Here is a 21,703-nt window from a genome sequence, read left to right on the forward strand (position 1 = left end):
TTAGCGGGCGTGCACGTGGATGCTCCGCTTAGCCTTTCGACGCCTGTTCCGGCTCGTAGACATCCGGGATGCCGTCGTTGTCGCTGTCGATGGCCTCCTTCTCGGCGATGCGCCCATAGTGGCGGTTGCGCAAGCGCAGGATCACTGTGGCCAGGAGTGCGGCGAGGAGCGAACCGACCAAAATGGCTACCTTGGCGTGGTCGTCGTGCGGGCTGCCCTGACCGAAAGCAAGCTCGCTGATCAGCAGCGACACGGTGAAACCGACACCGGCCAGCACGGCGACGCCGGTGACGTCGATCCACGACAGATCGGGGTCGAGCGCCGCCTTCGTGGTCTTGGTCACAATGAAAGTCGCGAGCAACACGCCGATCGGCTTGCCAACGACGAGAGCGACAACGATGCCGACCGCAACCGGGTCGGTGAGCGCCCGGTATAGGCCATCGGCGCCGCCGATGGTGACGCCGGCGGAGAAGAAGGCGAACACCGGTATCGCGATTCCGCTGGACAGCGGACGGATTCTATGTTCGAGTGTTTCGGCCAGGCCGGGGCCTGCATTGGGCCCGCCGCCGCGCTTGCTGCGCAGCACCGGCACGGCAAAGCCGAGAAGTACACCGGCTACGGTCGCGTGCACGCCAGAACCGTGCACGAGCGCCCATACAATGAAGCCGAGAGGCAGCAGTATCAGCCACGCGGCCCAGGCTCTGGTGCCGAAGAAGTAGGAGAATTTGTGGGTCAACATCCAGAACAGCGCGATCAGGACCAGGGCCAGCACGAGTGGCAGAACGGCGATGTCGTCCGTGTAAAAGAAGGCGATGATCGTGATGGCGAGCAAATCGTCGACCACGGCGAGAGTCAGCAGAAAGATGCGCAGGGCCGGCGGAAGCTTCGACCCAATTACGGCGAGGACGGCAACGGCAAACGCAATGTCGGTCGCGGTGGGAATTGCCCATCCGCGCAGTGAATCGGCGCCCGACTCGAGGTTGATCAGTACATAGATGAGGGCCGGGACGATCACGCCACCGACGGCGGCGGCTACGGGAACGATGGCACGGCTCACACTGCGCAGATCGCCCGCGACGAATTCACGCTTCAGTTCGAGGCCAGCGAGAAAGAAGAAGATCGCCAGCAGGCCGTCGGCCGCCCACGCGCCGAGACTCAGTTCCAGGTGCCACGGCTCGTAACCGATTCTGTAGTCGCGCAATGCGTAGTACGCGTCTGAGAGGCCAGAGTTGGCCATGATCAGGGCGGCCACGGTCGCAGCCAGCAAAATGGCACCGCCGACGGTTTCTTTGCGCAGAATACTGGAGATGCGCACGACTTCGCCATGGCTACCGCGGCGCAGAATGGTGGCACTGGGCGGGGCCGATTGGGGCGTGGGCTGGCGGAATGGTTTGGTCATAATAAGTCCTCTGGTATTTCCGGCGCGCTCGTGATGTGCCGACCAGACTTCCCGACTCACCGTTACCCAGAATACACGAGGCAGCTGACCGCCCCCAAGCGGCCGTTTACGATGGAACCGATCGAGGAGTGCACAACCATGACAGATCCGTTGTTTTCATCAGCCCGAGCCGGATCCGCGCTGCCGAAATCGAACCCGCCAGCGCCGCGGGCGGCAGACGCCGTCGTGGATCCGGCATCCGCTGTTCCGCCATACGTAACGCAACCGGCCGCAACACCCCTCGAGACCCTCATCGCGACCGTTGCGCGGCTGCGCGCGCCCGGCGGATGCCCGTGGGACGCCGACCAGACGCACGCCTCGCTCGTGCGCCACCTGGTCGAGGAGACCCACGAACTGATCGAGGCGATCGAAGACGGCAGCCGGGACGACCTGCTCGAAGAGCTGGGTGATGTGCTCTACCAGGTGCTGTTCCACGCCGACCTGGCTGCCCATACCCTGGAGGAGAACTTCGATATTCAGGATGTCGCTGCCCGCCTGACCGAGAAAATGATCGGGCGGCACCCGCACGTGTTTGGTGACCTCACCCTCGAGACGGCCGAGGAGGTGTCGGCTGCCTGGGACGGTTTCAAGGCCGAGGAGAAGCCGGGGCGCACGAGTGTGCTCGACGGCATTCCGGCCGGCATGCCGGCGCTCGCCCTGGCCGACAAGGTGCTCGGCCGGGCCGAGAAGATCGGCCTGCTCGAAGCGGACGCCGGTTTCCCGCTTCCGATCGAGTCCGAGGCTGATCTCGGACCGCTGCTCTTGGCCATCGTGGCATCTGCCCGGGCTCAGGGCCTCGACGCCGAACGAGCGTTGCGAACCGCGGTGCGCGATCTGCAGTCTGAAATTCGCGGCGCCGAGCATCCGTCCGCCGATGCCGCCGATGCCGGCAATGCCTTCGATGCCGGCATCATCGCACTGCCGACCTAGCCTTCCGCTGGCTAGGTACAGCTAGGCGATGCGACTGCCTGCCGGGAGGTGTGTCGCGGGGGTGCGGGTGCGGCGCCAAGCCCAGGCCAGGGCGCCCGCGCCAAGCAATACGTGAATGAAAAGGCCGATGAACCAGCTGGGCACCGCGCCGTCGTAGGTCTCCTGCGGTGTTGGACCGATGCCGGATTGCTGGTCGGCGTACCCATTGGCGGCCTCGTCGCATCCGTTGTACTCGGTATACAGCTCTGGCGCGGCCTGCGCGCTCCGCACGCCGACGGCGATCTGACCGAACAGGTCGGTGGGGCGGCCGCCCGCGTCGAAGCTGCCGGGCGCGGCATCCGCTACCACCACGTACGGGTTCGCCGCGAGGATCCACCAGAAATAGTCGAAGCGCGGCACGGTGTAGGTCGAGGTCTGGGCGGTGGAGCAGACGATGTCCGACTGCTTGCCGGTCTGCTGGTCGTAGGTTGACTGCACGACCTGGTAGTTCACGCTCGTCGCCTCCTGCTGCGTGGCGGTGCCGAGCAGGGCGAACGCAATGAGCGTGCCGAGGCTGAGGGCGGCGACCATGAGATAGGTCAGCACGATCGAAAACAGCGGCCGGTTCAGGATGCCCGACAACCCCACACCGACCGCCGCGATCACGCCCAACTCGGCCGCGAGCACCAGCATCGACACGGTGATCGTGCCGAGTGAAACTTCGCCGAGAACGACCGCGAAGATGAGAAACGGCAGCGCCGCCGCCAGAAAGGCGAGCGCGGTGATCCAGGCGGCCAGAAACTTGCCGAGTACGAGCTGGCCGGTGCTGATGAGCGTGACCTGCGTCGTGGCGAGGGTACCGATATCCCGGTCACCGTTGATGGCGTTGCCCGACAGCGCCGGCGACACCAATGTTGCCAGCAGCAGTACAAAGAAAATGATGGTCGAGAACACCCCGCCGCCGCCGGATAGCCAAGCCGAGGTAGCCAGCCAGAGCAGAAACGTGACGATGCCCACGAGCAGCATGAAGACACCGAGCAGCACGTACCAGGAGACGCCGCGCACCCGCTGGCGCAGTTCCAGCGTGACGATCAACCAGAGTCCGGTCAGGAACAGGCGGTTACGGTCGCTCATGGCGTGACCTCCGGGTTGACGACGACAGAACTATGTCGCGCCGGTCTGTCCCGCGTGAGGTCGAGAAAAGTGTGCTCGAGGTTGCCGACGGCCGGCCCGAAATCGCACACCGGCACCCCGCTCAGCACCAAATTATGCAGTAGGGCGGCTGCGGAGGCCTCATTTTCAACCTGCACGAGGGTGCCGAGCTGGTCCACACCGAGAACCTGCACGAGGGCGCCGACCACGCCGGGGGTAGCCAGCGCGCGTTCCAACGCTGACTCATCGAGGGAGCGGATGCGCCACGCTCTGGCGCTCGCGCCCGCCGCGGCCACCTGTTCCGGGCTGGCCGTGCGCCCATCGGCGAGGTACACCGCGGCATCCGCCATCTCGTCGAGCTCGGCGAGAACGTGGCTGGACACGAGAATCGCGGCGCCCTCGCCGGCCAGGCGGCGCAGCAGCTGGCGCAGCGAAGCGCGGGCTGCAGGGTCGAGGCCGGAGGCTGGCTCGTCGAGCAGCAGTACTCCGGGGGAGTGCACGAGCGCCCGAGCCAGGCTCAGGCGTTGTTTCTGGCCGCGCGACAGTACCCGCGATGGCCGGTCGGCGAAGTCACCGAGGTCGGTCAGCGCGATCAGCGCGTCGGCGCGCACGGCGGCCTGCTCGCCGGTCATGCGGTACATGCGGCCGGTGGTCTGCAGGGCCACGCGGGCGCTCAGGCTCGGCCAGGAGCCGAGGGTATCGGGCATCCAGCCCATGACGGCGCGCACCCGCTCCGGTTCGGTGACCGGATCGTGGCCGTTGATGCGAATGCTGCCGGTATCGGGGGTGAGCAGCGTGGCGAGCATGAGCAGCAGCGTTGTTTTGCCCGAGCCGTTCGGCCCGATCAGGGCGGTGACCGACCCGGCCGGAACGGTCACTGTGGCATCGAGCAGTGCGGGCACGCTGCCAAACGATCGACTGACCCCGGTCACCGCGATACCGCTCGGCACGATCCCGCCAGGCCCGCCAGGCCCGTCAGGCCCGCCAGACCCGCCAGGCCCGCCAGACCCGAAAACTGTCGTCACCGACATCGACACACCCCCGCTTGTTTCCCCCGAGTCTAGGGTGCACTCCCGTTCGGGGGTGGACGGTGAATCGCGTCGACAGCACCTGAGAGACTTACCCCATGGCTATTGCAGTAACCCCGCCGCGCGGCATGCGCGATTTCCTCCCCGCCGACAAGGCCGTGCGCGAGCGTTCTCTCGGCATCATCCGCGATAGTTTTCGGGCGCATGGCTTCGACGAGATCGAAACCCCGGTCATGGAAGACTCCGACCGATTGCACGCAGGGCTCGGCGGCGACAACGAGAAGCTCGCCTTCGCGGTGCTGAAGCGCGGCCTCAGCACAGCGGATGTCGCGGCTGCGGCCGAGCAGGATGACCTGCTGTCCCTGGCTGACCTCGGACTGCGCTTTGACCTCACTGTTCCGCTCGCCCGGTTCTACGCCACCCACCGCGCCGCACTGCCCGCCGTGTTCAGGTCGATCCAGATCGCCCCGGTCTGGCGGGCCGAGCGCCCGCAGAAAGGGCGCTACCGCCAGTTCATGCAGTGCGATATCGACATCATCGGCGAGGCCGGCCCGCTTGCCGAGATCGAACTGATCACCGCCACGGCCGCGACGCTCGACCAGCTCGGCCTCGAGGGGTGCTCCATTCGCATCAACGACCGGCGCATCCTCAGCGCCCTGCTCGCCTCTTGGAATGTCGGTGCGGAGCTGACCGAACGGGCCTTGATCGTGATCGACAAGCTCGACAAGATCGGCGTCGACGGCGTCGCCGCAGAACTGGGCACCCTCGGCATCGACGCCCCCGACCTGGCCACGCTGCTCACCGAACTCGGATCCGGTGGCTGGTCCCTCGGCGACAGCACCCCGAAGTGGCTCGATACTGCGGCGTTCGCTGACCTCACGAACCTGCGCGCAGCCCTGCCCGGCGTCGACCTGGTCTTCGACCCGACACTGGTGCGTGGCATGGGATATTACACCGGCACCATCTTCGAGATTTCCCACCCCGACCTGGCTTATTCCCTCGGTGGCGGCGGCCGCTACGACGGCATGATCGGCCGATTCCTCGGCACCGACGTACCCGCCTGCGGATTCTCGATCGGTTTTGAACGCATTGTCGACCTGCTGCAAGCGGATGCCGCATCCGCTCAGCACGCTGTCGTACTCGTTTACGAGAAAGACGCCGATTCGGCCCGTCTGGTCGCCCTCAAGCGTGACCTCGTCGCCGGGGGATTGCGGGTGCGCCTGGAACGCCGCACCAAGAACCTCAAGGCCCTGCTCGACCGGGCCGGAGAAGCCGGTTACGGACGCTTCGCGTTCGTGACCGCTGACACGCAGGCCGCTGTCGACCTCGACTTCAAGCCGCTCGGCGCCTGACGCCTGACGCCTGACGCCGCTTCAGCGGATCGGCGGACGCGTTTGGTTAGACTGAAACCGCCTGGATCACCCGGCGCACCCCTACTTTCATTCGACCAGTACCCCGGCGTCTACCCAGGCGTTCACCCCCGACAAATCAGGAGACAGTTGTGGCCCTAATTGAGGCAGTAGACGCACGCGAAATTCTCGACTCCCGCGGCAACCCGACCATCGAGGTCGAAGTTTTGCTCGGCGACGGAACCGTCAGCCGCGCCGCAGTGCCGTCCGGCGCATCCACCGGGGTATTCGAGGCTTATGAGCTGCGCGACGGCGACAAAGCCCGCTACCAGGGCAAGGGCGTGCTCAAGGCCGTCGAAGCAGTGATCGACGACCTTGGCCCTGCGGTCGAAGACATCGACGCGACCGACCAGCGCATCGTCGACCTCGTGCTCATCGAAACCGACGGCACCGATAACAAGGAGCGCCTCGGCGCTAACGCCATCCTGGGCGTCAGCCTGGCCGTGGCCAAGGCCGCCGCCAGCTCGGCCGGTCTGCCGTTGTTCCGCTATCTCGGCGGCCCGAACGCGCACACCCTGCCGGTGCCCCTGATGAACATCATCAACGGCGGCTCACACGCCGACAACGATGTCGACATTCAGGAATTCATGATCGTTCCCCTCGGTGCTGAATCGTTCAGCGAGGCGCTGCGCTGGGGTGTTGAGGTCTACCACTGCCTCAAGGCGCTGCTGCAGTCCAAAGGCCTGTCCACCGGCCTCGGCGACGAGGGCGGCTTCGCCCCCAACCTGCCGAGCAACCGGGCAGCGCTCGACCTCATCGTCGAAGCCATCACAATCGCCGGTTACGTTCCCGGCAAGGACATCGCCCTCGCCCTCGACGTCGCCGCGAGCGAATTCTTCACGGACGGCAGCTACAACTTCGAGGGCAAGAAGTTCTCGGCCGAAGAAATGAGCGCGTACTACGCCGAGCTCGTCACCGACTACCCGCTGGTCTCCCTTGAAGACCCGCTCGAAGAAGACGACTGGGACGGCTACGTGCACCTCACCGCATCTCTTGGCGACAAGGTGCAGATCGTTGGCGATGACCTGTTTGTGACCAATCCCGTGCGTCTGGCCAAGGGCCTGACGCTCAAGGCTGCGAACTCCATCCTGGTCAAGGTCAACCAGATCGGTACGCTGACCGAGACGATGGATGCCGTGGCACTGGCACAGCGCGCCGGCTACACCGCGATCATCTCGCACCGCTCAGGCGAGACCGAAGACACCTTCATCGCCGACCTCGCCGTCGCAACGGATGCCGGCCAGATCAAGACCGGCGCCCCCGCACGCAGCGAGCGCGTCGCCAAGTACAACCAGCTGCTGCGGATCGAAGAAGAACTCGGCGATGCCGCTGTCTACGCGGGCCGCTCCGCGTTCCCCCGCTTCACCGCATAACAGCGCTCGACTTCGCCTCGGGGCCCCCGACTAACGTTCTTCGGCTAATCGGGGGCCCACAGCCACACTTGCTACCGTTTTCACCAGCACGTTCATCGCCCGCGTAAGGAGTTGTCATGGATCAGAAACGACCGGTTCTACGGCAACCCACTGTTTCAGAGGCCGAAACCCCCGCCGGTGGCTGGCTGCGCAGCATCCGCTTCTCCGGATTTTCGCTCGTGATGATGGTCGTGCTGATCCTCGCCGTTGTGGTGCTTGCGCCGAGCCTGCGCACCTACGCCGAGCAGCGGCAGCAGATCAGCCAGCTCAGTACCGCTGTCGCCGACCAGAAAGCTGAGGTCGATCAGCTCACGAGCCAGCGAGAGCGCTGGAACGACCGCACCTACGTCACGACGCAGGCACGCGAACGGTTGTCGTACGTGCTGCCCGGCGACATCAGTTTTCTCGTCATCAACGACCTGCCGGTTGTCGCTCCGCTCGAAGCGGATACGAGTCCGGTCAGCACCAATATTCAAAGCACCACAATTGATTGGCTGGGTTCCTTGTTCGCCTCCACCATGACTGCCGGCCTCGCTCCGCAAGCCGCAGCACCAGCGCCACCAGCGACGGACGCCCCGGAACCGGTGGCTCCGTGACCCGGCCGCCGTTCGATCCGTTCTCTCCAGCCGACATCGATCTCGTTTCGGCCCAGCTCGGTCGCCCTGCCCGCAACGTCGTCGGCATCGCTGCTCGCTGCGTCTGCGGCGCGCCGACCGTGGTCGCCACCGCTCCCCGGCTGGCTGACGGTACTCCGTTTCCTACCCTGTACTACCTGTGCCACCCGGCCGCGACGGCAGCGATCTCCTCGCTCGAGGCAACCCAGGTCATGAACGAATACAACGACCTGCTCGCCGACGATGACGAGGTGCGCGCCGCGTACCAAGCCGCTCACGAGAGTTTTCTATTCGACCGCGAGCAGCTCGGCACCGTGCCGGAGATCGCCGGGATCTCCTCCGGTGGTATGCCGAGCCGGGTCAAATGCCTGCACGCCCTCGCCGCGCACTCCCTGGCCGCCGGACCCGGCGTAAATCCGATCGGTGACCTCGCGCTGGCGCGTGCGGCCTGGTCGCCGACGATCTGCGTCTGCCTGGACTACTCCGCCGTAGCCGCGACCGGCGGGACGGTTCCGGAGTGACTCCAACTGCGCGTCGAGTCAGTGTGCGTCGGGTCAATGGGCGTCGGGTCAATGGGCGTCGGGCCGATGGGCGTCGGGTCAGTGGGTGTCGGGCCGGCGGGCGCCGGGCGAATGGACGTCGGGTCAGCGCGGGCGTGGCGGTCGCCCTCACGGCAGCGCTCTTCGGCGGCACTGTCGCGGGTTCCGTCGTGCTCGACGCACCCGCCGCCCATGCCGACCAGATTCGTGACCTGCAGTACTGGCTGAACGATTACGGGTTCACCGAAGCCTGGAATACCACGCGGGGCGCGGGCGTCACCGTGGCCGTAATCGACTCCGGGGTCAACGGCAGCGTCCCCGAGTTGAACGGCGTTGTGACCGGGGGAACGGATGTCTCCGGTCTCGGCTCCGCAAACGGTCAAACCCCGGTCGCCGGTGACGACGATGACGGCGAGCACGGCACCCTGGTGGCCTCGCTGCTGGCCGGTCGCGGCACCGGTGACGGCACGGGCCTTATCGGAGTGGCGCCGGAAGCATCCGTTCTGGCGGTGTCGGTGGGGTTCGGCAGTACTCGTTCCGCAGTGAGCAACGATGACCAGATCGCGCAGGGCATCCGCTGGGCTGTGGACAACGGCGCCGACGTCATCAACATGTCGCTCACCCGGAACACGCTGTATTGGCCGGAGAGCTGGGATGAGGCCTTTCTTTACGCCTTTGACAACGATGTCGTCGTGGTGGCAGCGGCTGGAAACCGGGGGAGCGGCACCACCGAGGTCGGTGCTCCCGCGACGATCCCCGGCGTTCTGACCGTGGCGGGTGTCGACCGCAACAAAACGGCGAGCTTCGATGCGTCCTCGCAGGGCATCACGATCGCTATCGCCGCTCCGAGTGAAAAACTCGTCGGCGTCATGCCCGATTCCAGTTACGTTCAGTGGGACGGAACCAGCGCGGCCGCGCCGATCGTTTCCGGGCTCGTCGCCCTCGTGCGAGCGGCTTATCCAAATCTCGATGCGGCGGGCGTCATGAACCGTGTCATCGCGACCGCAAACGCCAACGGGCAGTCCGTTCCGAGCCCGATCTACGGCAATGGCCTGATCGACGCTGCCGCCGCGGTGACCCGGTATGTCGCTCCGGCGACCGGGGCCACCCCGAGCGCACTGCTGACCGAATGGATCACACTGCATCGTCGTGCCGAAATCGAGGTGGTTCCCACCGAAGTTCCGGTCGCTGAGGCTCCGGCAGCGGCGGACGAGGACCCGGCTCTGCCCGTCCAAAATGTGCTCACGGCCTGGCTGCCGAGCCAACTGACATTGACCTATATCAGTCTGCCGCTCGCTGTACTCGTGGTGTTTGGTATCCTAGTAACGCTGTTAGGCATTGGGGCCACTCGGCACATCAAGCGAATTCGGCGCAACCCCAAAGATTTCGCACAATAATAATCATGTAGGAGGCTTTCTCATCGTGCCCAAAATTCTCATTGTTGGTGGCGGCTACGCCGGTTTTTACACGGCGTGGAAGCTCGAGAAATGGCTACGATCCGGCGAAGCCGAGGTCACCATTGTTGACCCGCTGCCGTACATGACGTACCAGCCCTTCCTTCCGGAGGTCGCTGCCGGCTCCATCGAGCCCCGCCACGCGGTCGTGTCTCACCGTCGTCACCTCAAAAAGACCAACGTCGTCTCTGCCAAGGTTTCTTACGTCAACCACGCGGAGAAAACCGCCACGATCACGCCGCCAATCGGCGAGCCGTACGAATTTGCGTATGACATCGTTGTGGTCACCGCCGGCGCGGTGTCGCGTACCTTCCCCATTCCCGGCATCGCCGACCAGGCCATCGGCCTCAAGACCATCGAAGAGGCCGTCGCCATTCGCGACCGTGTGCTGACCAACTTCGACCGCGCTGCCGCTCTGCCAGCCGGCCCCGAGCGTGAACGCCTATTGACGTTCGTCGTTGTCGGTGGCGGTTTCGCCGGGATCGAGGTGTTTGCCGAGCTGCGTTCCTTCGCCACCTCGCTGCTCACCTTGTACCCGGAGATCAGCTTCGAAGAGACCAACTTTCACCTCATCGAAGCCATGGCCCGCATCATGCCCGAAGTTTCGCTCAAGACGAGCCTGTGGGTCATCGACAACCTGGCCGGCCGCGGCGCGAAGATTCACCTCGACACCCAGCTGACCAGCGCGGTCGACGGCAAGATCGAACTCTCGACCGGAGAGACCTTCGAGACCGACCTCGTCGTCTGGACTGCCGGCGTCATGGCCAACCCCACGATCGTGCGTCACACCGACCTGCCCATCGAGGAGCGCGGTCGCCTGCGGGTTCGCGCCGACCTGCGCGTCGGAACCGAAGACGACATCATCGCTGACGCCTGGGGCGCCGGTGACGTGAGCTGCGTTCCTGACCTGAGTGGTGGCGGTGTGGGTGGCAACTGCGTACCCAACGCCCAGCACGCTGTGCGCCAGGGCAAGCTGCTCGCCAAGAACCTGGTTGCTGTGTTGCGCGGCGAAGAGCCCGTGCAGTACCTGCACAAAAACCTGGGTGCCGTCGCCGGTCTCGGCGTCGGTGTCGGTGTGTTCCAGAGTGGCAACCTCGGCATCACCGGCCTGCCAGCCTGGTTCGCCCACCGCGGCTACCACGGCCTGGCCATGCCGAGCTGGGAGCGCAAGCTGCGCGTCGTCTGGGGCTGGAGCAACAACGTGTTCCTCGGTCGCGATGTCGTCTCGCTTCGCGCCACTGAGAACCCGCGCGCTGTATTCGAAGAGTTCGCTTCGCGTCCGAAGCCGCCGGCAACGGCCGAAGCGTCCGCCGCCAAGGCGCCGACGGCTCCGCGCGCGCCCCGCGCGCCGCGCAAGCCCCCGGTGAAGGCTGCTGCAGCAGATGCTGCTGCTCCCGCGAAGCAAGCAACCGTCGGGCAGAAGGCGGCCGCTCGGGCATCCGCTTCGAAGTAGGTTTTGCGCTGGGTACAGTCGGGCGAGATCATCGCCCGACAATACCCGCGCTGTAGCCGCCCGACAGCGGGCATGCCCCCATAGCCCAATTGGCAGAGGCAGACGACTTAAAATCGTCACAGTCTGGGTTCAAGTCCCAGTGGGGGCACCACGAATATATCTACGCTGATCTGGATTTTAACTCGACAACCGGTGCCTCAGGTAACCTGTTGCCACAATTGAAATCATTCGGGCACGATCCAGGGGCACTGCACCGCTGTCGAGGCGGTATCTGGATCGGTCCCGCCGTCGCTGGCGACCACGCCGTCCAGCTCGAGGCGGCACGGGCCGCCCAACTCGAGGTTGCCGGAGCCTGGGACAGTTCTGCACAAGCCCTCGCGTGAGCACGTGGGCAGGCAGCAGCGCTATGCGCATCTCAAGTGCAATTTTCTGCCCCTGTTAACTCCCCGATTCACCGGGCATTTTCTCGGGTGAGGCATCTGGGAATGGGACGGCCTCGAGACTCTGCGAATCATCGTTGGCGTTCCGTGCGTGTTTGGGTCTCCCGGTGACCGTCTGGCTTACGGGACCTCGAGGCTGAACTTTTCGCAATGGTGAGCGCGCGCTTTAGCAAGAATCCCGGTCAGTAGGATTTATCCATGCAGTTGAACGGGTACGAATCGTCGGTAACGTTGGAGCCTGATCGATATGAGTTCGCGAACCCTGCGGGTGATGAGTGGGATGACAATTGGCTGGTCATCAAGGGGGACATGTCGACGCCTGACGCGGCATGGCAATTCACCGTCCCGTGTTTGACGACGTTTGAAGCGAAGCGCATTTCGGCGTGGCTGCGCAGCGTGGCCAACGGTGAGATCCCCGTAAGCGTCAGTGGAGACGCCGGGGTTGTGCCATCGCTCGAATTCACCGAACCAAATCTTGCGTTTAGTGTTGGCAGCTATCAGGGCGGGTTGATGTCGGTCAGGGTTCACTTTGCGCGTGAAAGCATGCCTGTTGGCCAGAGCAGCGATGAGCGTGAACAGTTTTTAGTGGAAATCGCAGTGACGGCTGCAGATCTCGACTCGTCGGCCAATCAGTGGGATAAGGCGCTCTCAGCCTTCCCGGATCGCTAAGCGTTGGCGGATTCAATCGGTCGTCGCAACACTGGTGTGATTTGATGTGAATCACGCGTTGTCTTGAAGTGAATAGCTCGGGCTTGTTTATCCACATAGACGATAGTATTATCGCGTATGTGAACATTCAGGCGCCAGCTCTAAGCCCGCTCTTCCGGTCAGATGCGCAGGGAGAAATTCTCGCACGGCTGTTTCTGAATGCTGATCGTTCATTTACGATTGCGGAACTTGCGCGTGCCGCTAAGTCGCCGTATGCAAGCGCTCACCGGGAAGTTTCTCGCATTGTCCAGATGGGACTTGCCAGCACGGAGAAGCGCGGTCAGTCCGTCGAGGTGCGAGTGCGCGCTGATGCGCCTGCCTTTCGGCCCCTCGCGGAACTGCTTGCCCTGACGTACGGGCCGGCCGTCGTGATTCCCCAGCATCTGGCGGGCATATCCGGAATTGATCAGGCATTCATCTATGGTTCCTGGGCCGCCCGCCGCGCGGGGGAGCCAGGAGACGCTCCTGCAGACATCGATGTACTCCTCGTCGGCAATCCGCCCCGTGGAGCTGTCAACGAGGCAGCACGCCTCGCGGGCGCCAGTCTTGGACGTGAGGTGAACGTGCGAATCGTAAGCGCGGCTGTGTGGGAAGCGGCCAGCACGGACCCGTTCTTGCGCACCCTAGCCGAGCGTCCGATCGTGAGCCTTGAACTTCGGGAGGAAAACTCATGATCGACCGTTGGGACCGCGGTAGAGCCGAGGTCGACTTGCTTCTCAAGCAAGGCCGCCTCACGCGGGTCGCCGCCAACCGAGACCTTGCCGAACGTCACCTTTCGCAGGCGCAGGTGCACCTCATGGCAGCGGTGACCCTGCGCGACCTCGATCCTGCCGGCGCGTTCACCCTCACATACGATGCGGCACGCCTCGCTCTCGCGGCCATTCTGGTTAATCAGGGGTTGAAGGCCCGCGGCGAGGGTGCACACGCCGTTCTGCTTGAAGTGGCGATCGCTCAACTCGAGCCACCACGGCAGATTGAAATTCGTGAATTCGACTGGATGCGTCGGCTCCGCAACTCGACGCAGTACCCCGATCTCGACCGCCCGTCGGCGACTGTCGACGACATCGATCAGGCCGTTCCCGCAGCTCGAGCGATCGTTGATCGTGCAACTCGACTCATCGAATTGATGCCCACCTATTGACCAGCGAACTGGCCGCAACGTGCCTTCGGGTTGCCCACGTTTTGCCCACAAACGTGGGCAAATGACGTGATTGTGGCACTACTCAAATGATCAAAAAACGTTGATTTTAAGCGGAAGTTGCTCGCAGGCGGGCGCTGATCGGCCCCGTAATTGGGTTCAAGTCCCAGTGGGGCACCACGCAAATATCTACGTTGATACAGGGGTTAAGTCTCCTAGAGGTGCGTTCGGTGCTTGGTTTACCCACAGGCGGATGTTGCGGACGTGGTGACCACGGGGTCACGTCCCATTTGAGTCGCGTGTGGGAGCCTTCTCTAATGCCCGCGACTACTCGTCTCCTATCCGTCAACGATGTGGAGCCTCTTGCCGACCTTCAGCAAAGCGGCCGGCTCTTCTTCGCTCCGTGGGACCCAGTCCGCGCGGAATCCTACTTCACGGTGGCAGGTCGCCAGTCTCAAGTCGCCCTCGACCACCGCCGGCAAAAGACCTCGATGTCTATGTTGCGGGCCGAGTCAATGCGGCGGTCCGGCAGGTCACCGCGACCGTGCGCGTGCACGCTCCCCGCGCTGAGGTCGCCCACTGGATCTCAGCCGCCTGGAGAACCATCACCGCGGAAACCTCCCACACGTCAATCGTCCAGGCGGGCGCGGACAGCTATAACGCGATCGCACGGTGGCTGCTCTTGATGGATAGGCCTTTGACCGTCATCGAACCGTCAGCTCTGCGAGCGGCATTTGCCACCATCGCCACCGAGGCAAAACGAATAGCTTCGGGCGAGGAGACGGGGATGTCTGCAGCGAAATAGCGCAGGTCCTAGAGTCCCGTAGGGGGTTCCGCATATGGGCACGGCGGACGGTACGAGCGGCAGCAGTTAGAGGAATTCAATCGATCCTATGGGAGGCTGAACCTATGATTGATGCGGCTTGGGACCAGAGGATCGACGACTTCTACGAGCATGATTTCGACGAGTCAGATCCGGAGAACGCGATATCAAGGATGCGATCACTCGTAGCGGATCGCCCGGCCGGTGATGCTGCTGCCATGTTCGAGATGGGTGGCGTATACGATTCTCTGGGGTTGGAGCTTGAAGCGATCCCGTTGTATCGAGCTGCGCTCGAGGCAGGGCTCGAAGGGGAACGGGCGACGCGAGTCTTCATTCAATTGGCGAGCACGCTGCGCAACGTGGGGGAATCGGCAGAAGCGGTATCGATGCTTGAAGCGGCGCCGATGTCAGCCGTTGATGAACCTGCGCGCCAGGCATTTCTGGCGCTGGCGTTGTACGACGAGGGGCGCTACGGAGACGCCCTCCGGACCGCGTTACTCGCTCTCGTGCCAACCCTGGAGAGTTACCAAAGGTCCTTGCGCGGGTATGCGGGCGAACTGCCCAGCACAGAATCGGACTCCTCCCCAAGGGTGACGCCCCTCGTCTCGTAGAGGGTTCCTGAGTGACACAGCAGCGGGAAGTTCAGCACGTGGTCGGGGCGGCCTCAGATCCGGCGCGCTGAGCGTCCCTCTTGCGGATCGATGGGACTGCCTACCTAGGCTGCGATTGAGCGTTGGATGCGCTGCCTAACGGCGTATCGCTGTGCCGTCGGGCCTCTGTCCAGATAACTTCTGGCCAGATATGTTGCACTGCGCCTACAGTGAAGTCATGTTGCACTCAACCCGGCAAGGCTCCGGTAAGCCACTCCTGCTGATCCATGGGCTCGGTTCCAGTATTGGCAACTGGGACCCGGTAATCCCGGCGCTGGCCGCTGAACGCGATGTCATCGCCGTCGACCTCCCCGGCTGCGGCGAATCCGCGCCGCTGACCGGCGAAACCACCATTGCCACGCTGACCGATTCCGTCGAAGCCTTTATCCGCGACGCGGAACTGGGTGACCTTGATCTGGTAGGCAGCTCCATGGGCGCCCGGATGGTAATGGAAATGGCACGCCGAGGGCACGCTGGCACCACGGTCGCACTGGACCCTGGTGGATTCTGGAATGACCGCCAGGCAGCGATCTTTGGTACAAGCATCAAGGCATCCGTCGCACTGGTGCGCCGCATCCAACCGGCGCTCCCCTTCCTCACGGGCAACCCTGTGGGTCGCACGGCCCTGTTTGCACAGTTCTCCGCCCACCCCTGGAAGCTGCCACAGGATCTGGTCCTGCACGAGCTTCGCGGGTTCAAGACATCGACCAGCCTGGACCCGTCCCTCAACGCGCTGATTCACGGACCCCGCCAGGAAGGCGCACCGGCCGGTTCACTCAAGGGCAAAATGGTCATTGGATGGGGGCGGAAGGACAAGGTCACCGCTCCCAGTGAGGCGGCGCGGGCCACGGAGCTGTTCCCGGATGCAACGCTGCACTGGTTCGAAAACTGCGGTCACTTCCCGCACTGGGACCAACCAACGGAAGCGGCGCGCCTAATTCTCGATAGCACCGGCTGAGCTGCGGTTGAGCGCCCGGGCGGAGCCACCTCCGGCTGAGTTGGCTTCAGAAAGGTGGAACCGGCGACGGCTGGGGATGATGCCCCGGTCTCGGGAGGCATCGACGTCGCCGGTTCCGAATTGGGGAACCGGCTTCACCTGGACCGTGACCGCTAGGGCGTTTCTCCCAATGATGGGCTGTTCATCGGCAGGATGGAGGAGTGAGCTCTCGTTGCGCCGTGTTGTCGGATGCCCAGTGAAAGCAGATTGCCCCGGTGATGCCTGAATCGGCGGGGAAGTTGGGCCGTTCGTTCAAGGATCACCGTCTTATGACGGAGGGGATCATCTACCGGTATCGGGCCAGCATCCCGTGGCGGGACCTGCCGCCGCACTTCGGGCCGTGGCAGACGGTCCGGAAACGCCACCGCCGCTACAGTGCCGACGGGACCTGGGACAAGGCCCTTGCTTCGCTGCTGGCCCGGGCGGACGCCGCCGGGCTGATCAATTGGGAGGTGTCGGTGGATTCCACGGTCAACCGCGCCCACCAGCATGGCACTAACCTTCCCCGCGGGCGAGGCTCTTCTTGAAGACCTCGAACCGCACCTGCTCTAGGTTGCTCACTTGGCCCCGCAACCGTTCCGCGACGACCTCCCTGTCGGCGACGAACGCCTCGACGCTCATATCTCCTCCGGTCCCATACCGAAGCCTGCGAAGCTCTCCGATCGTGGCTGTCAGGGCCCGCCTCATCATCGCCTGGAAATCCCACAGCGTCTGGTCACCGTCAAAGAAGAAGATTGCCATAAGGCCATCAAAACGGACCCGTGCCTCAGGCAGGAACTATGTCGCCGAGTGTCCCGGTGAAGGTTCCCGCTGCGACTCACACCGCACGGTGCTTCAGCAGTGTCTCGTAACCTAACTGCCTCGAAACCCATGGGCAGTCTCTAGGTTTCGAGGCACTGTGCAGGTGGACGTCGCCACTGGAAAGAAGGGTGCCGTCATAAGCGGAGCCCCGTAACTCCTCGACCACTGCGCCACCCTGGATGGGGGGCTGGACCTATGAGTGACTCGGTGTCATTGTCGTTTTCACTCTGCCGATAGGGCCGAGTTTGGCGGAAGCGACGACGAGGGACAAGCTTGTTCACGATTGAGGATGCGCCGTCCAAGGCCACACGCGGTCGGCTATATGTTGTCGATCATGAGCGCGGCGTCTGGCTTCAAAGAGTTTCGGGCCTCGGACGCCGACCCGGAGAGGCCTTCCAGCTCGTCCGAGGAGAAAGTGTCATTCCCTTCAATATGAGTGAAGAGGAAGAAACGGACCCAAACTCGAGGCAGAAATACGTCCTCAGGCGATTTGAGACCTTCGGGACGAGCGGGAGCGCGAAGTTGCGCGCGGGTATCGAACCGTTCGTGTTTTCAGACGACACTGAGAAACGCGAGTTTCTGAAGCTTGCCGTCGAGGCTGTCCTTGTCTACGGCTTCCACTACACAACCACACCGCGCCTTGAAGGGGATGTCCGTATCGACGCAGACGGGCAGATTTTCACCCTCGGAGGCTTGGGGTATGCCACAGAAGGCTAGGAAACGGAGCCTTCGCCTCCCCGTTCAGAGGGGCACGTAAATGTCCGGTCTTTCACTCACCGACGCAATCGACGAAATGAACGACTTCAAAACATCAATGACAGCGCCGTAACTCCTGGAAACGTCCATTCGCCCCGTGGCATACGGCTCAATCGGTGGAAATCACGGCATGTCATGCTCCTTCAGCGGTCATTGCGAGAGGCAGGCGGCGCCGACGATCCGGTCCCGGACAGGGTTCCCGTGCGGAACATGGACGGGATCTCCAGCCACTCGACCGTCTCGCGTACACGAGTGCCATGAGACGTACCTCATCCATCCTCACACATGGATTTCCCGAACGTGGGGGTGTTCAGAGGTGAGCGCGCACCGACAGCTTTGCGTCGGATTGACAACTGCACTTGCTGGGCAACATCACGCAGAGACGGACGCCCGATGAAGACCAGACCATTCACGACCCCGATTCTGCCAGGCTCCCGCCTCATGAGGCTGATCGCCATCGCAACCGGTCTGGCGCTGGTGGCCACGGCGCTTCCTGCCGTGACCGCCCCGGCCTTCGCTTTGTCGTGCACGATCACGGGGACCGCTGGCAATGATGTTCTCCGTGGCACCAGCAGTGACGACGTCATCTGCGGCGGCAACGGATCCGACACGATCGACGGTGGTGGTGGAAACGACACGCTCTACGGTGGCGGTGGCAGCGATGTCCTCTCCGGCGGTGACGGAGATGACGTTCTCGTTGGCGAGAACGAGCAGGATGTTCTCTTCGGTCAGGCCGGCAATGACACGCTGAGTGGCGGAAACAGTGCAGACAAGCTTGATGGCGGCGAGGGCGACGACACCGTCGACGGCGGCAATGACGCCGATACCCTGCAGAGCGGGGCGGGCAATGACGTTGTCAACGGCAAGCTGGGCGACGATGTTCTCGACGGCGGGCCGGGCACTGACCAGCTGATCGGTGAGAACGGCGCCGACAGCATGTATGGCGGCTTTGGGAACGACTCCCTCCTCGGTGGGCTCGGAAACGACGCTCTCTATGGCGGCCCCGGCAACGACAACCTCAACGGCGACAAGGGTAAGAACACCTGCGGCGGCGGGACCGGCATCAACGTCTTCGCAGGCTGCTCGACGACGGTGAACCCGGGCGGCCCAGATCCGGCCGGAGAATGGGCTGACACTGACGCCGATGGAGTCGTCGACGCGATTGAGATCCGGGCTGGTACCGACCTTCTCAAGGCGGACACGGATGCTGACGGTCTTGCGGATAGCGCCGAACTCCAGAGCATCACGGACCCGACGAAGGCTGACACCGATAGGAACGGGATCTCCGACGCAGCCGACGACCCCGATACCGATGGGCTGACGACGGCGGATGAACTCGGCCGCGGCACCAAGGCCGGCGAACCCGACACGGACGGTGACTCGCTGACTGACGGACAAGAGGTCGCGCGAGGGAGCAACCCACTCGCGGTCGACACCGATCTGGACGGCCTCTCTGATTCCGAGGAAATCACCCTGGGATCAAACCCGACCGTCGTCGACTCGGACGAAAACGGCATCGCTGACGCTGACAACAGCTTTGCGAAGAATGTCCTTGCCGCCGAATCCGCTGCAAACTATGAAGCCCGAGGACTCGGCAAGGCCGTGCTGTCTGTGAGCCTGAGCGTCTCCGACGACGAGCGGCTCAATGAAGTGCCGGGCCAGCGAGCCCCGCCGATCGAGATCGATGCCCCCCTGGCGCTGGAGCCGGGCACACGCACGATCCCGTTCGACACGGCGGACCTCGACCCGGGAGCCAACCTGGCGGTACTCCGGTTCAACAATGACACCCAAACATTCGAGTTCCCGGCCGATCAGGCCGTCGACCTTGAGCGGGGAATCGCGACAGTCCAGACCCCCGATGGCGGGATCATCTCGGCGCAACGCTCCGCTCAGACGCGCCCCGCCGACTGGGCCGAGCTCGATAGCGGAGCCGGGATCCCCGAAGGCGAAGCAGCTTCGGGCTCGCGCTTCTCTCAGACGTTGGCGACTGCTGCTCCAGCCACACCGACTTCACAATTCGTCATTGTCGATGTCGACGAGTTCGACGCCATCTGGGCTAGCGAGATAGCGACCCCACGCGGAGGCAATGCGTCAGGGAATATCGACGTAGTCCTCACACTCGACTCCTCGGGATCGATGTCGTGGAATGACCCTGGCGGAGCCCGCAAGACGGCCTCGAAGTCCTTCGTCGATTCCCTGCGGACCGGGGATCAGGCTGCTGTGGTGGACTTCGACTACTCAGCGTCCGTGTATCAATCGATTACCACAGACTTCGACGCAGTGAAGGCCGCGATCGACCGGGTCGACGACAGCGGTGGCACCAACCTCTCAGCCGGCATGGACGCGGCCCTGAACGAACTCGACACTAACGGCGACTCCACACACCAACGGGTCATCGTGTTCCTGACCGACGGCGACGACTACTACGACGAATCGTCCACGACTCGAGCCGCGGCCAGCGACACCACCGTCTACACGGTCGGCCTCGGGTACGGGACCAACACCGCCCTGCTGAGCTCGATCGCGACCTCGACCGGCGGCAAGTTCTACTACGTGCCCGACGCGAGCGGGCTTACCGACGTGTTCGCAGGCATCGGCAGTGACACCGGCGAACCCGACGCCGACGGAGACGGACTCGCCGACACTGCAGAGACCAGCGGATGGCGCGACGGCAGTGGACGCGTCATCCACACAGATCCGAACGACGCAGACACCGACAACGACGGACTCAGCGACGGCGAAGAAGCCGGGCAGCTCACGACCGGCGGCGACTTCGGCCGGGGAACGTACTACGGCGCATTCTCGGACCCCACCCGGGCAGACACCGAAGGCGACACCCTCAGCGACCTGTACGAGCGGGCGGAAGGACTCTCGGCGTGGAAAGCCGACCTCGACCATGACGGCCTGAACGACGCCCAGGAAACGCAGACCCACAGCACGGAGGCATTCAGCGACGACATGGACGTCGACGGTTACACCGACACCTGGGAGATCGATCACGTCAACGAGGGATTCGATCCCCTCATCCTCGACTACCAGACGAGCGTCCTCGAGTACATCGGCGAATTCTCGCGCGGTGCGCTGTGCGGAGACATCACCAATGTGGGCCCCTTCTGCGAGGGACAAAGCCTCGCCTACCTCGCCGGAAATATCTCCAGCGGAGTGGTCTTCATCGGTGACATCCGTGATGCCCTCGCCGGTGCTCTGAACCTGGACTTCATCTCCACCGCGTTCAGCGTCGCCGCCCTCATCCCCATCGGCGGCGACATCGCAGCCGGAATCAAGAAGACCGAAAAATTCATCAAGGCCGCGGACGAGATCCCCTCGGGGGCCGCGCTCCGCGCCACCATGAAAGACTTCGGCAAATCCACCGCAGACAAGATGGACCTGCTGCGGAAAGTCTCACCGACAGCGGTGACCAAGCTCACCACCGCGGGACTTCCAGACGCCGATATCGTCCACCTCGCCTCGAAGATGTTCAGCGCCAAACACTTCGACGACATGGTCAAAGCGGCGAACGACATCAAGAAAGCACCGAACACATACCGGCTCGAAAAAGACGCCGAAACATTCCTACGAGCCAACACTCCCTGAGCTTTACCGACGCAGATCAGGTTCCAAACGGCCACCGGCGACAAGCGTTACTACGACGTTCTGGACCCAAGAACACGGCACGCGATCGAAATCAAACACGGTCGAGCACGAGACGTCGGACGGGCCGCGAGCCAGGCAGAGCGCGACTTCGCGATGACGAACGACCCTTCGAGTCAGATCTTGTCTGTCGAATGGCACTTCTTCACCAGCAACAACAACACCCTTGGGCCAGACGTCGCTCTGCTCGAAAGGCTTAGCCGGCTCGGCATCCCCTTCACCCTTTGGGTAGCCTGAGTCCATGTGGGACACCATGAACGCCAGCCGCGAGAAGGTCGCGGAGCTGCACGAGGCGTACCTGCGGAGTTTGGGGCCGGCGCAGGCCCGGTTC

19 protein-coding genes, 1 tRNA gene and 1 pseudogene are annotated in these 21,703 nt (G+C 63.7%); 17 read left to right on the top strand and 4 right to left on the bottom strand.

Annotation, left to right across the window (positions count from 1 at the left end):
- Window positions 1-28 precede the first annotated feature (28 nt).
- A complete protein-coding gene (nhaA, locus tag CXY74_RS04935) occupies window positions 29-1,399 on the bottom strand; it encodes a Na+/H+ antiporter NhaA (RefSeq protein ID WP_104199394.1) in 1,371 nt (456 codons plus the stop codon).
- Window positions 1,400-1,537: 138 nt separating this feature from the next.
- Between nhaA and CXY74_RS04940 the strand changes: the two genes are divergently transcribed.
- Window positions 1,538-2,368, top strand: coding sequence for a MazG family protein (locus CXY74_RS04940; protein ID WP_104199428.1), 831 nt, complete (start codon window positions 1,538-1,540; stop codon window positions 2,366-2,368).
- A 21-nt stretch (window positions 2,369-2,389) separates the two neighbouring features.
- Here CXY74_RS04940 and CXY74_RS04945 read toward each other — a convergent pair whose 3' ends face one another.
- A complete protein-coding gene (locus CXY74_RS04945) occupies window positions 2,390-3,481 on the bottom strand; it encodes an ABC transporter permease (protein WP_199183147.1) in 1,092 nt (363 codons plus the stop codon).
- Window positions 3,478-4,449: an ABC transporter ATP-binding protein gene (locus CXY74_RS04950; protein ID WP_233193220.1), complete on the bottom strand. Its 972-nt coding sequence runs from the start codon at window positions 4,447-4,449 to the stop codon at window positions 3,478-3,480. The genes CXY74_RS04945 and CXY74_RS04950 overlap by 4 nt, the downstream gene beginning before the upstream one ends.
- Before the next feature lie 176 nt (window positions 4,450-4,625).
- Here CXY74_RS04950 and hisS point away from each other — a divergent pair, with 176 nt between their 5' ends.
- The 14 genes and pseudogenes from hisS to CXY74_RS05020 all read left to right on the top strand — a co-directional run.
- Window positions 4,626-5,879 carry a histidine--tRNA ligase gene (hisS, locus tag CXY74_RS04955; RefSeq protein ID WP_104199395.1) on the top strand — a complete coding sequence of 418 codons (1,254 nt, stop codon included), beginning with the start codon at window positions 4,626-4,628 and terminating at the stop codon, window positions 5,877-5,879.
- Between the two features lie 149 nt (window positions 5,880-6,028).
- Window positions 6,029-7,309 carry a phosphopyruvate hydratase gene (gene eno, locus CXY74_RS04960; protein ID WP_104199396.1) on the top strand — a complete coding sequence of 427 codons (1,281 nt, stop codon included), beginning with the start codon at window positions 6,029-6,031 and terminating at the stop codon, window positions 7,307-7,309.
- A gap of 116 nt (window positions 7,310-7,425) precedes the next feature.
- Window positions 7,426-7,944, top strand: a complete 519-nt coding sequence (locus tag CXY74_RS04965) for a septum formation initiator family protein (RefSeq protein WP_104199397.1) — start codon at window positions 7,426-7,428, stop codon at window positions 7,942-7,944.
- Window positions 7,941-8,483 (top strand): DUF501 domain-containing protein, encoded by a 543-nt coding sequence (locus CXY74_RS04970; protein ID WP_104199398.1) that lies wholly within the window; start codon window positions 7,941-7,943, stop codon window positions 8,481-8,483. Before CXY74_RS04965 ends, CXY74_RS04970 begins: the two co-directional genes overlap by 4 nt.
- Window positions 8,480-9,898 (top strand): S8 family serine peptidase, encoded by a 1,419-nt coding sequence (locus tag CXY74_RS04975; RefSeq protein WP_233193221.1) that lies wholly within the window; start codon window positions 8,480-8,482, stop codon window positions 9,896-9,898. Before CXY74_RS04970 ends, CXY74_RS04975 begins: the two co-directional genes overlap by 4 nt.
- A 25-nt stretch (window positions 9,899-9,923) precedes the next feature.
- Window positions 9,924-11,408, top strand: coding sequence for an NAD(P)/FAD-dependent oxidoreductase (locus CXY74_RS04980; RefSeq protein ID WP_104199400.1), 1,485 nt, complete (start codon window positions 9,924-9,926; stop codon window positions 11,406-11,408).
- Window positions 11,409-11,482: 74 nt separating this feature from the next.
- Window positions 11,483-11,559: transfer RNA gene (locus tag CXY74_RS04985), tRNA-Leu, on the top strand.
- Between the two features lie 487 nt (window positions 11,560-12,046).
- Window positions 12,047-12,517: a hypothetical protein gene (locus tag CXY74_RS04990; protein ID WP_104199401.1), complete on the top strand. Its 471-nt coding sequence runs from the start codon at window positions 12,047-12,049 to the stop codon at window positions 12,515-12,517.
- A 290-nt stretch (window positions 12,518-12,807) separates the two neighbouring features.
- On the top strand, window positions 12,808-13,230 hold the full coding sequence (locus CXY74_RS04995; protein ID WP_104199402.1) for an ArsR family transcriptional regulator: 423 nt from the start codon (window positions 12,808-12,810) through the stop codon (window positions 13,228-13,230).
- The gene (locus tag CXY74_RS05000; RefSeq protein WP_104199403.1) at window positions 13,227-13,697 is read left to right on the top strand and encodes a HEPN domain-containing protein; all 471 of its coding nucleotides are present in this window, start codon (window positions 13,227-13,229) and stop codon (window positions 13,695-13,697) included. The genes CXY74_RS04995 and CXY74_RS05000 overlap by 4 nt, the downstream gene beginning before the upstream one ends.
- Window positions 13,698-14,097: 400 nt before the next feature.
- A complete protein-coding gene (locus CXY74_RS18365; RefSeq protein WP_158252297.1) occupies window positions 14,098-14,499 on the top strand; it encodes a WYL domain-containing protein in 402 nt (133 codons plus the stop codon).
- Between the two features lie 104 nt (window positions 14,500-14,603).
- Window positions 14,604-15,128 (top strand): tetratricopeptide repeat protein, encoded by a 525-nt coding sequence (locus tag CXY74_RS05010; RefSeq protein WP_104199405.1) that lies wholly within the window; start codon window positions 14,604-14,606, stop codon window positions 15,126-15,128.
- Between the two features lie 217 nt (window positions 15,129-15,345).
- Complete coding sequence (locus tag CXY74_RS05015; protein ID WP_233193222.1) at window positions 15,346-16,125, top strand: alpha/beta fold hydrolase; 780 nt, start codon at window positions 15,346-15,348, stop codon at window positions 16,123-16,125.
- 245 nt (window positions 16,126-16,370) lie between these two features.
- A pseudogene (locus CXY74_RS05020) lies at window positions 16,371-16,673 on the top strand (transposase); the annotation flags it as partial.
- Here CXY74_RS05020 and CXY74_RS05025 read toward each other — a convergent pair.
- Window positions 16,660-16,905, bottom strand: a complete 246-nt coding sequence (locus tag CXY74_RS05025; protein ID WP_104199407.1) for a hypothetical protein — start codon at window positions 16,903-16,905, stop codon at window positions 16,660-16,662. The pseudogene CXY74_RS05020 and the gene CXY74_RS05025 sit on opposite strands and share 14 nt — an antisense overlap.
- A gap of 333 nt (window positions 16,906-17,238) precedes the next feature.
- On the opposite strand from CXY74_RS05025, the gene CXY74_RS17270 reads away from it, so the two are divergent.
- A complete protein-coding gene (locus CXY74_RS17270) occupies window positions 17,239-17,682 on the top strand; it encodes a hypothetical protein (protein WP_146070058.1) in 444 nt (147 codons plus the stop codon).
- Window positions 17,683-18,114: 432 nt separating this feature from the next.
- Window positions 18,115-21,315, top strand: coding sequence for a VWA domain-containing protein (locus tag CXY74_RS05045; protein WP_158252298.1), 3,201 nt, complete (start codon window positions 18,115-18,117; stop codon window positions 21,313-21,315).
- The last annotated feature ends 388 nt before the right edge of the window (window positions 21,316-21,703 follow it).

Source organism: Cryobacterium sp. Y29 (assembly GCF_002929825.1).
Taxonomy (GTDB): Bacteria; Actinomycetota; Actinomycetes; order Actinomycetales; family Microbacteriaceae; genus Cryobacterium.

Bases quoted from the DNA above. Each gene is read 5' to 3' on its own strand.
- nhaA (WP_104199394.1), bottom strand. From the start codon at position 1,399: ATGACCAAACCATTCCGCCAGCCCACGCCCCAATCGGCCCCGCCCAGT.
- CXY74_RS04940 (WP_104199428.1), top strand. From the start codon at position 1,538: ATGACAGATCCGTTGTTTTCATCAGCCCGAGCCGGATCCGCGCTGCCG.
- CXY74_RS04945 (WP_199183147.1), bottom strand. From the start codon at position 3,481: ATGAGCGACCGTAACCGCCTGTTCCTGACCGGACTCTGGTTGATCGTC.
- hisS (WP_104199395.1), top strand. From the start codon at position 4,626: ATGGCTATTGCAGTAACCCCGCCGCGCGGCATGCGCGATTTCCTCCCC.
- CXY74_RS04965 (WP_104199397.1), top strand. From the start codon at position 7,426: ATGGATCAGAAACGACCGGTTCTACGGCAACCCACTGTTTCAGAGGCC.
- CXY74_RS04990 (WP_104199401.1), top strand. From the start codon at position 12,047: ATGCAGTTGAACGGGTACGAATCGTCGGTAACGTTGGAGCCTGATCGA.
- CXY74_RS04995 (WP_104199402.1), top strand. From the start codon at position 12,808: ATGGGACTTGCCAGCACGGAGAAGCGCGGTCAGTCCGTCGAGGTGCGA.
- CXY74_RS05000 (WP_104199403.1), top strand. From the start codon at position 13,227: ATGATCGACCGTTGGGACCGCGGTAGAGCCGAGGTCGACTTGCTTCTC.
- CXY74_RS05010 (WP_104199405.1), top strand. From the start codon at position 14,604: ATGATTGATGCGGCTTGGGACCAGAGGATCGACGACTTCTACGAGCAT.
- CXY74_RS05015 (WP_233193222.1), top strand. From the start codon at position 15,346: ATGTTGCACTCAACCCGGCAAGGCTCCGGTAAGCCACTCCTGCTGATC.
- CXY74_RS05025 (WP_104199407.1), bottom strand. From the start codon at position 16,905: ATGGCAATCTTCTTCTTTGACGGTGACCAGACGCTGTGGGATTTCCAG.
- CXY74_RS05045 (WP_158252298.1), top strand. From the start codon at position 18,115: ATGAAGACCAGACCATTCACGACCCCGATTCTGCCAGGCTCCCGCCTC.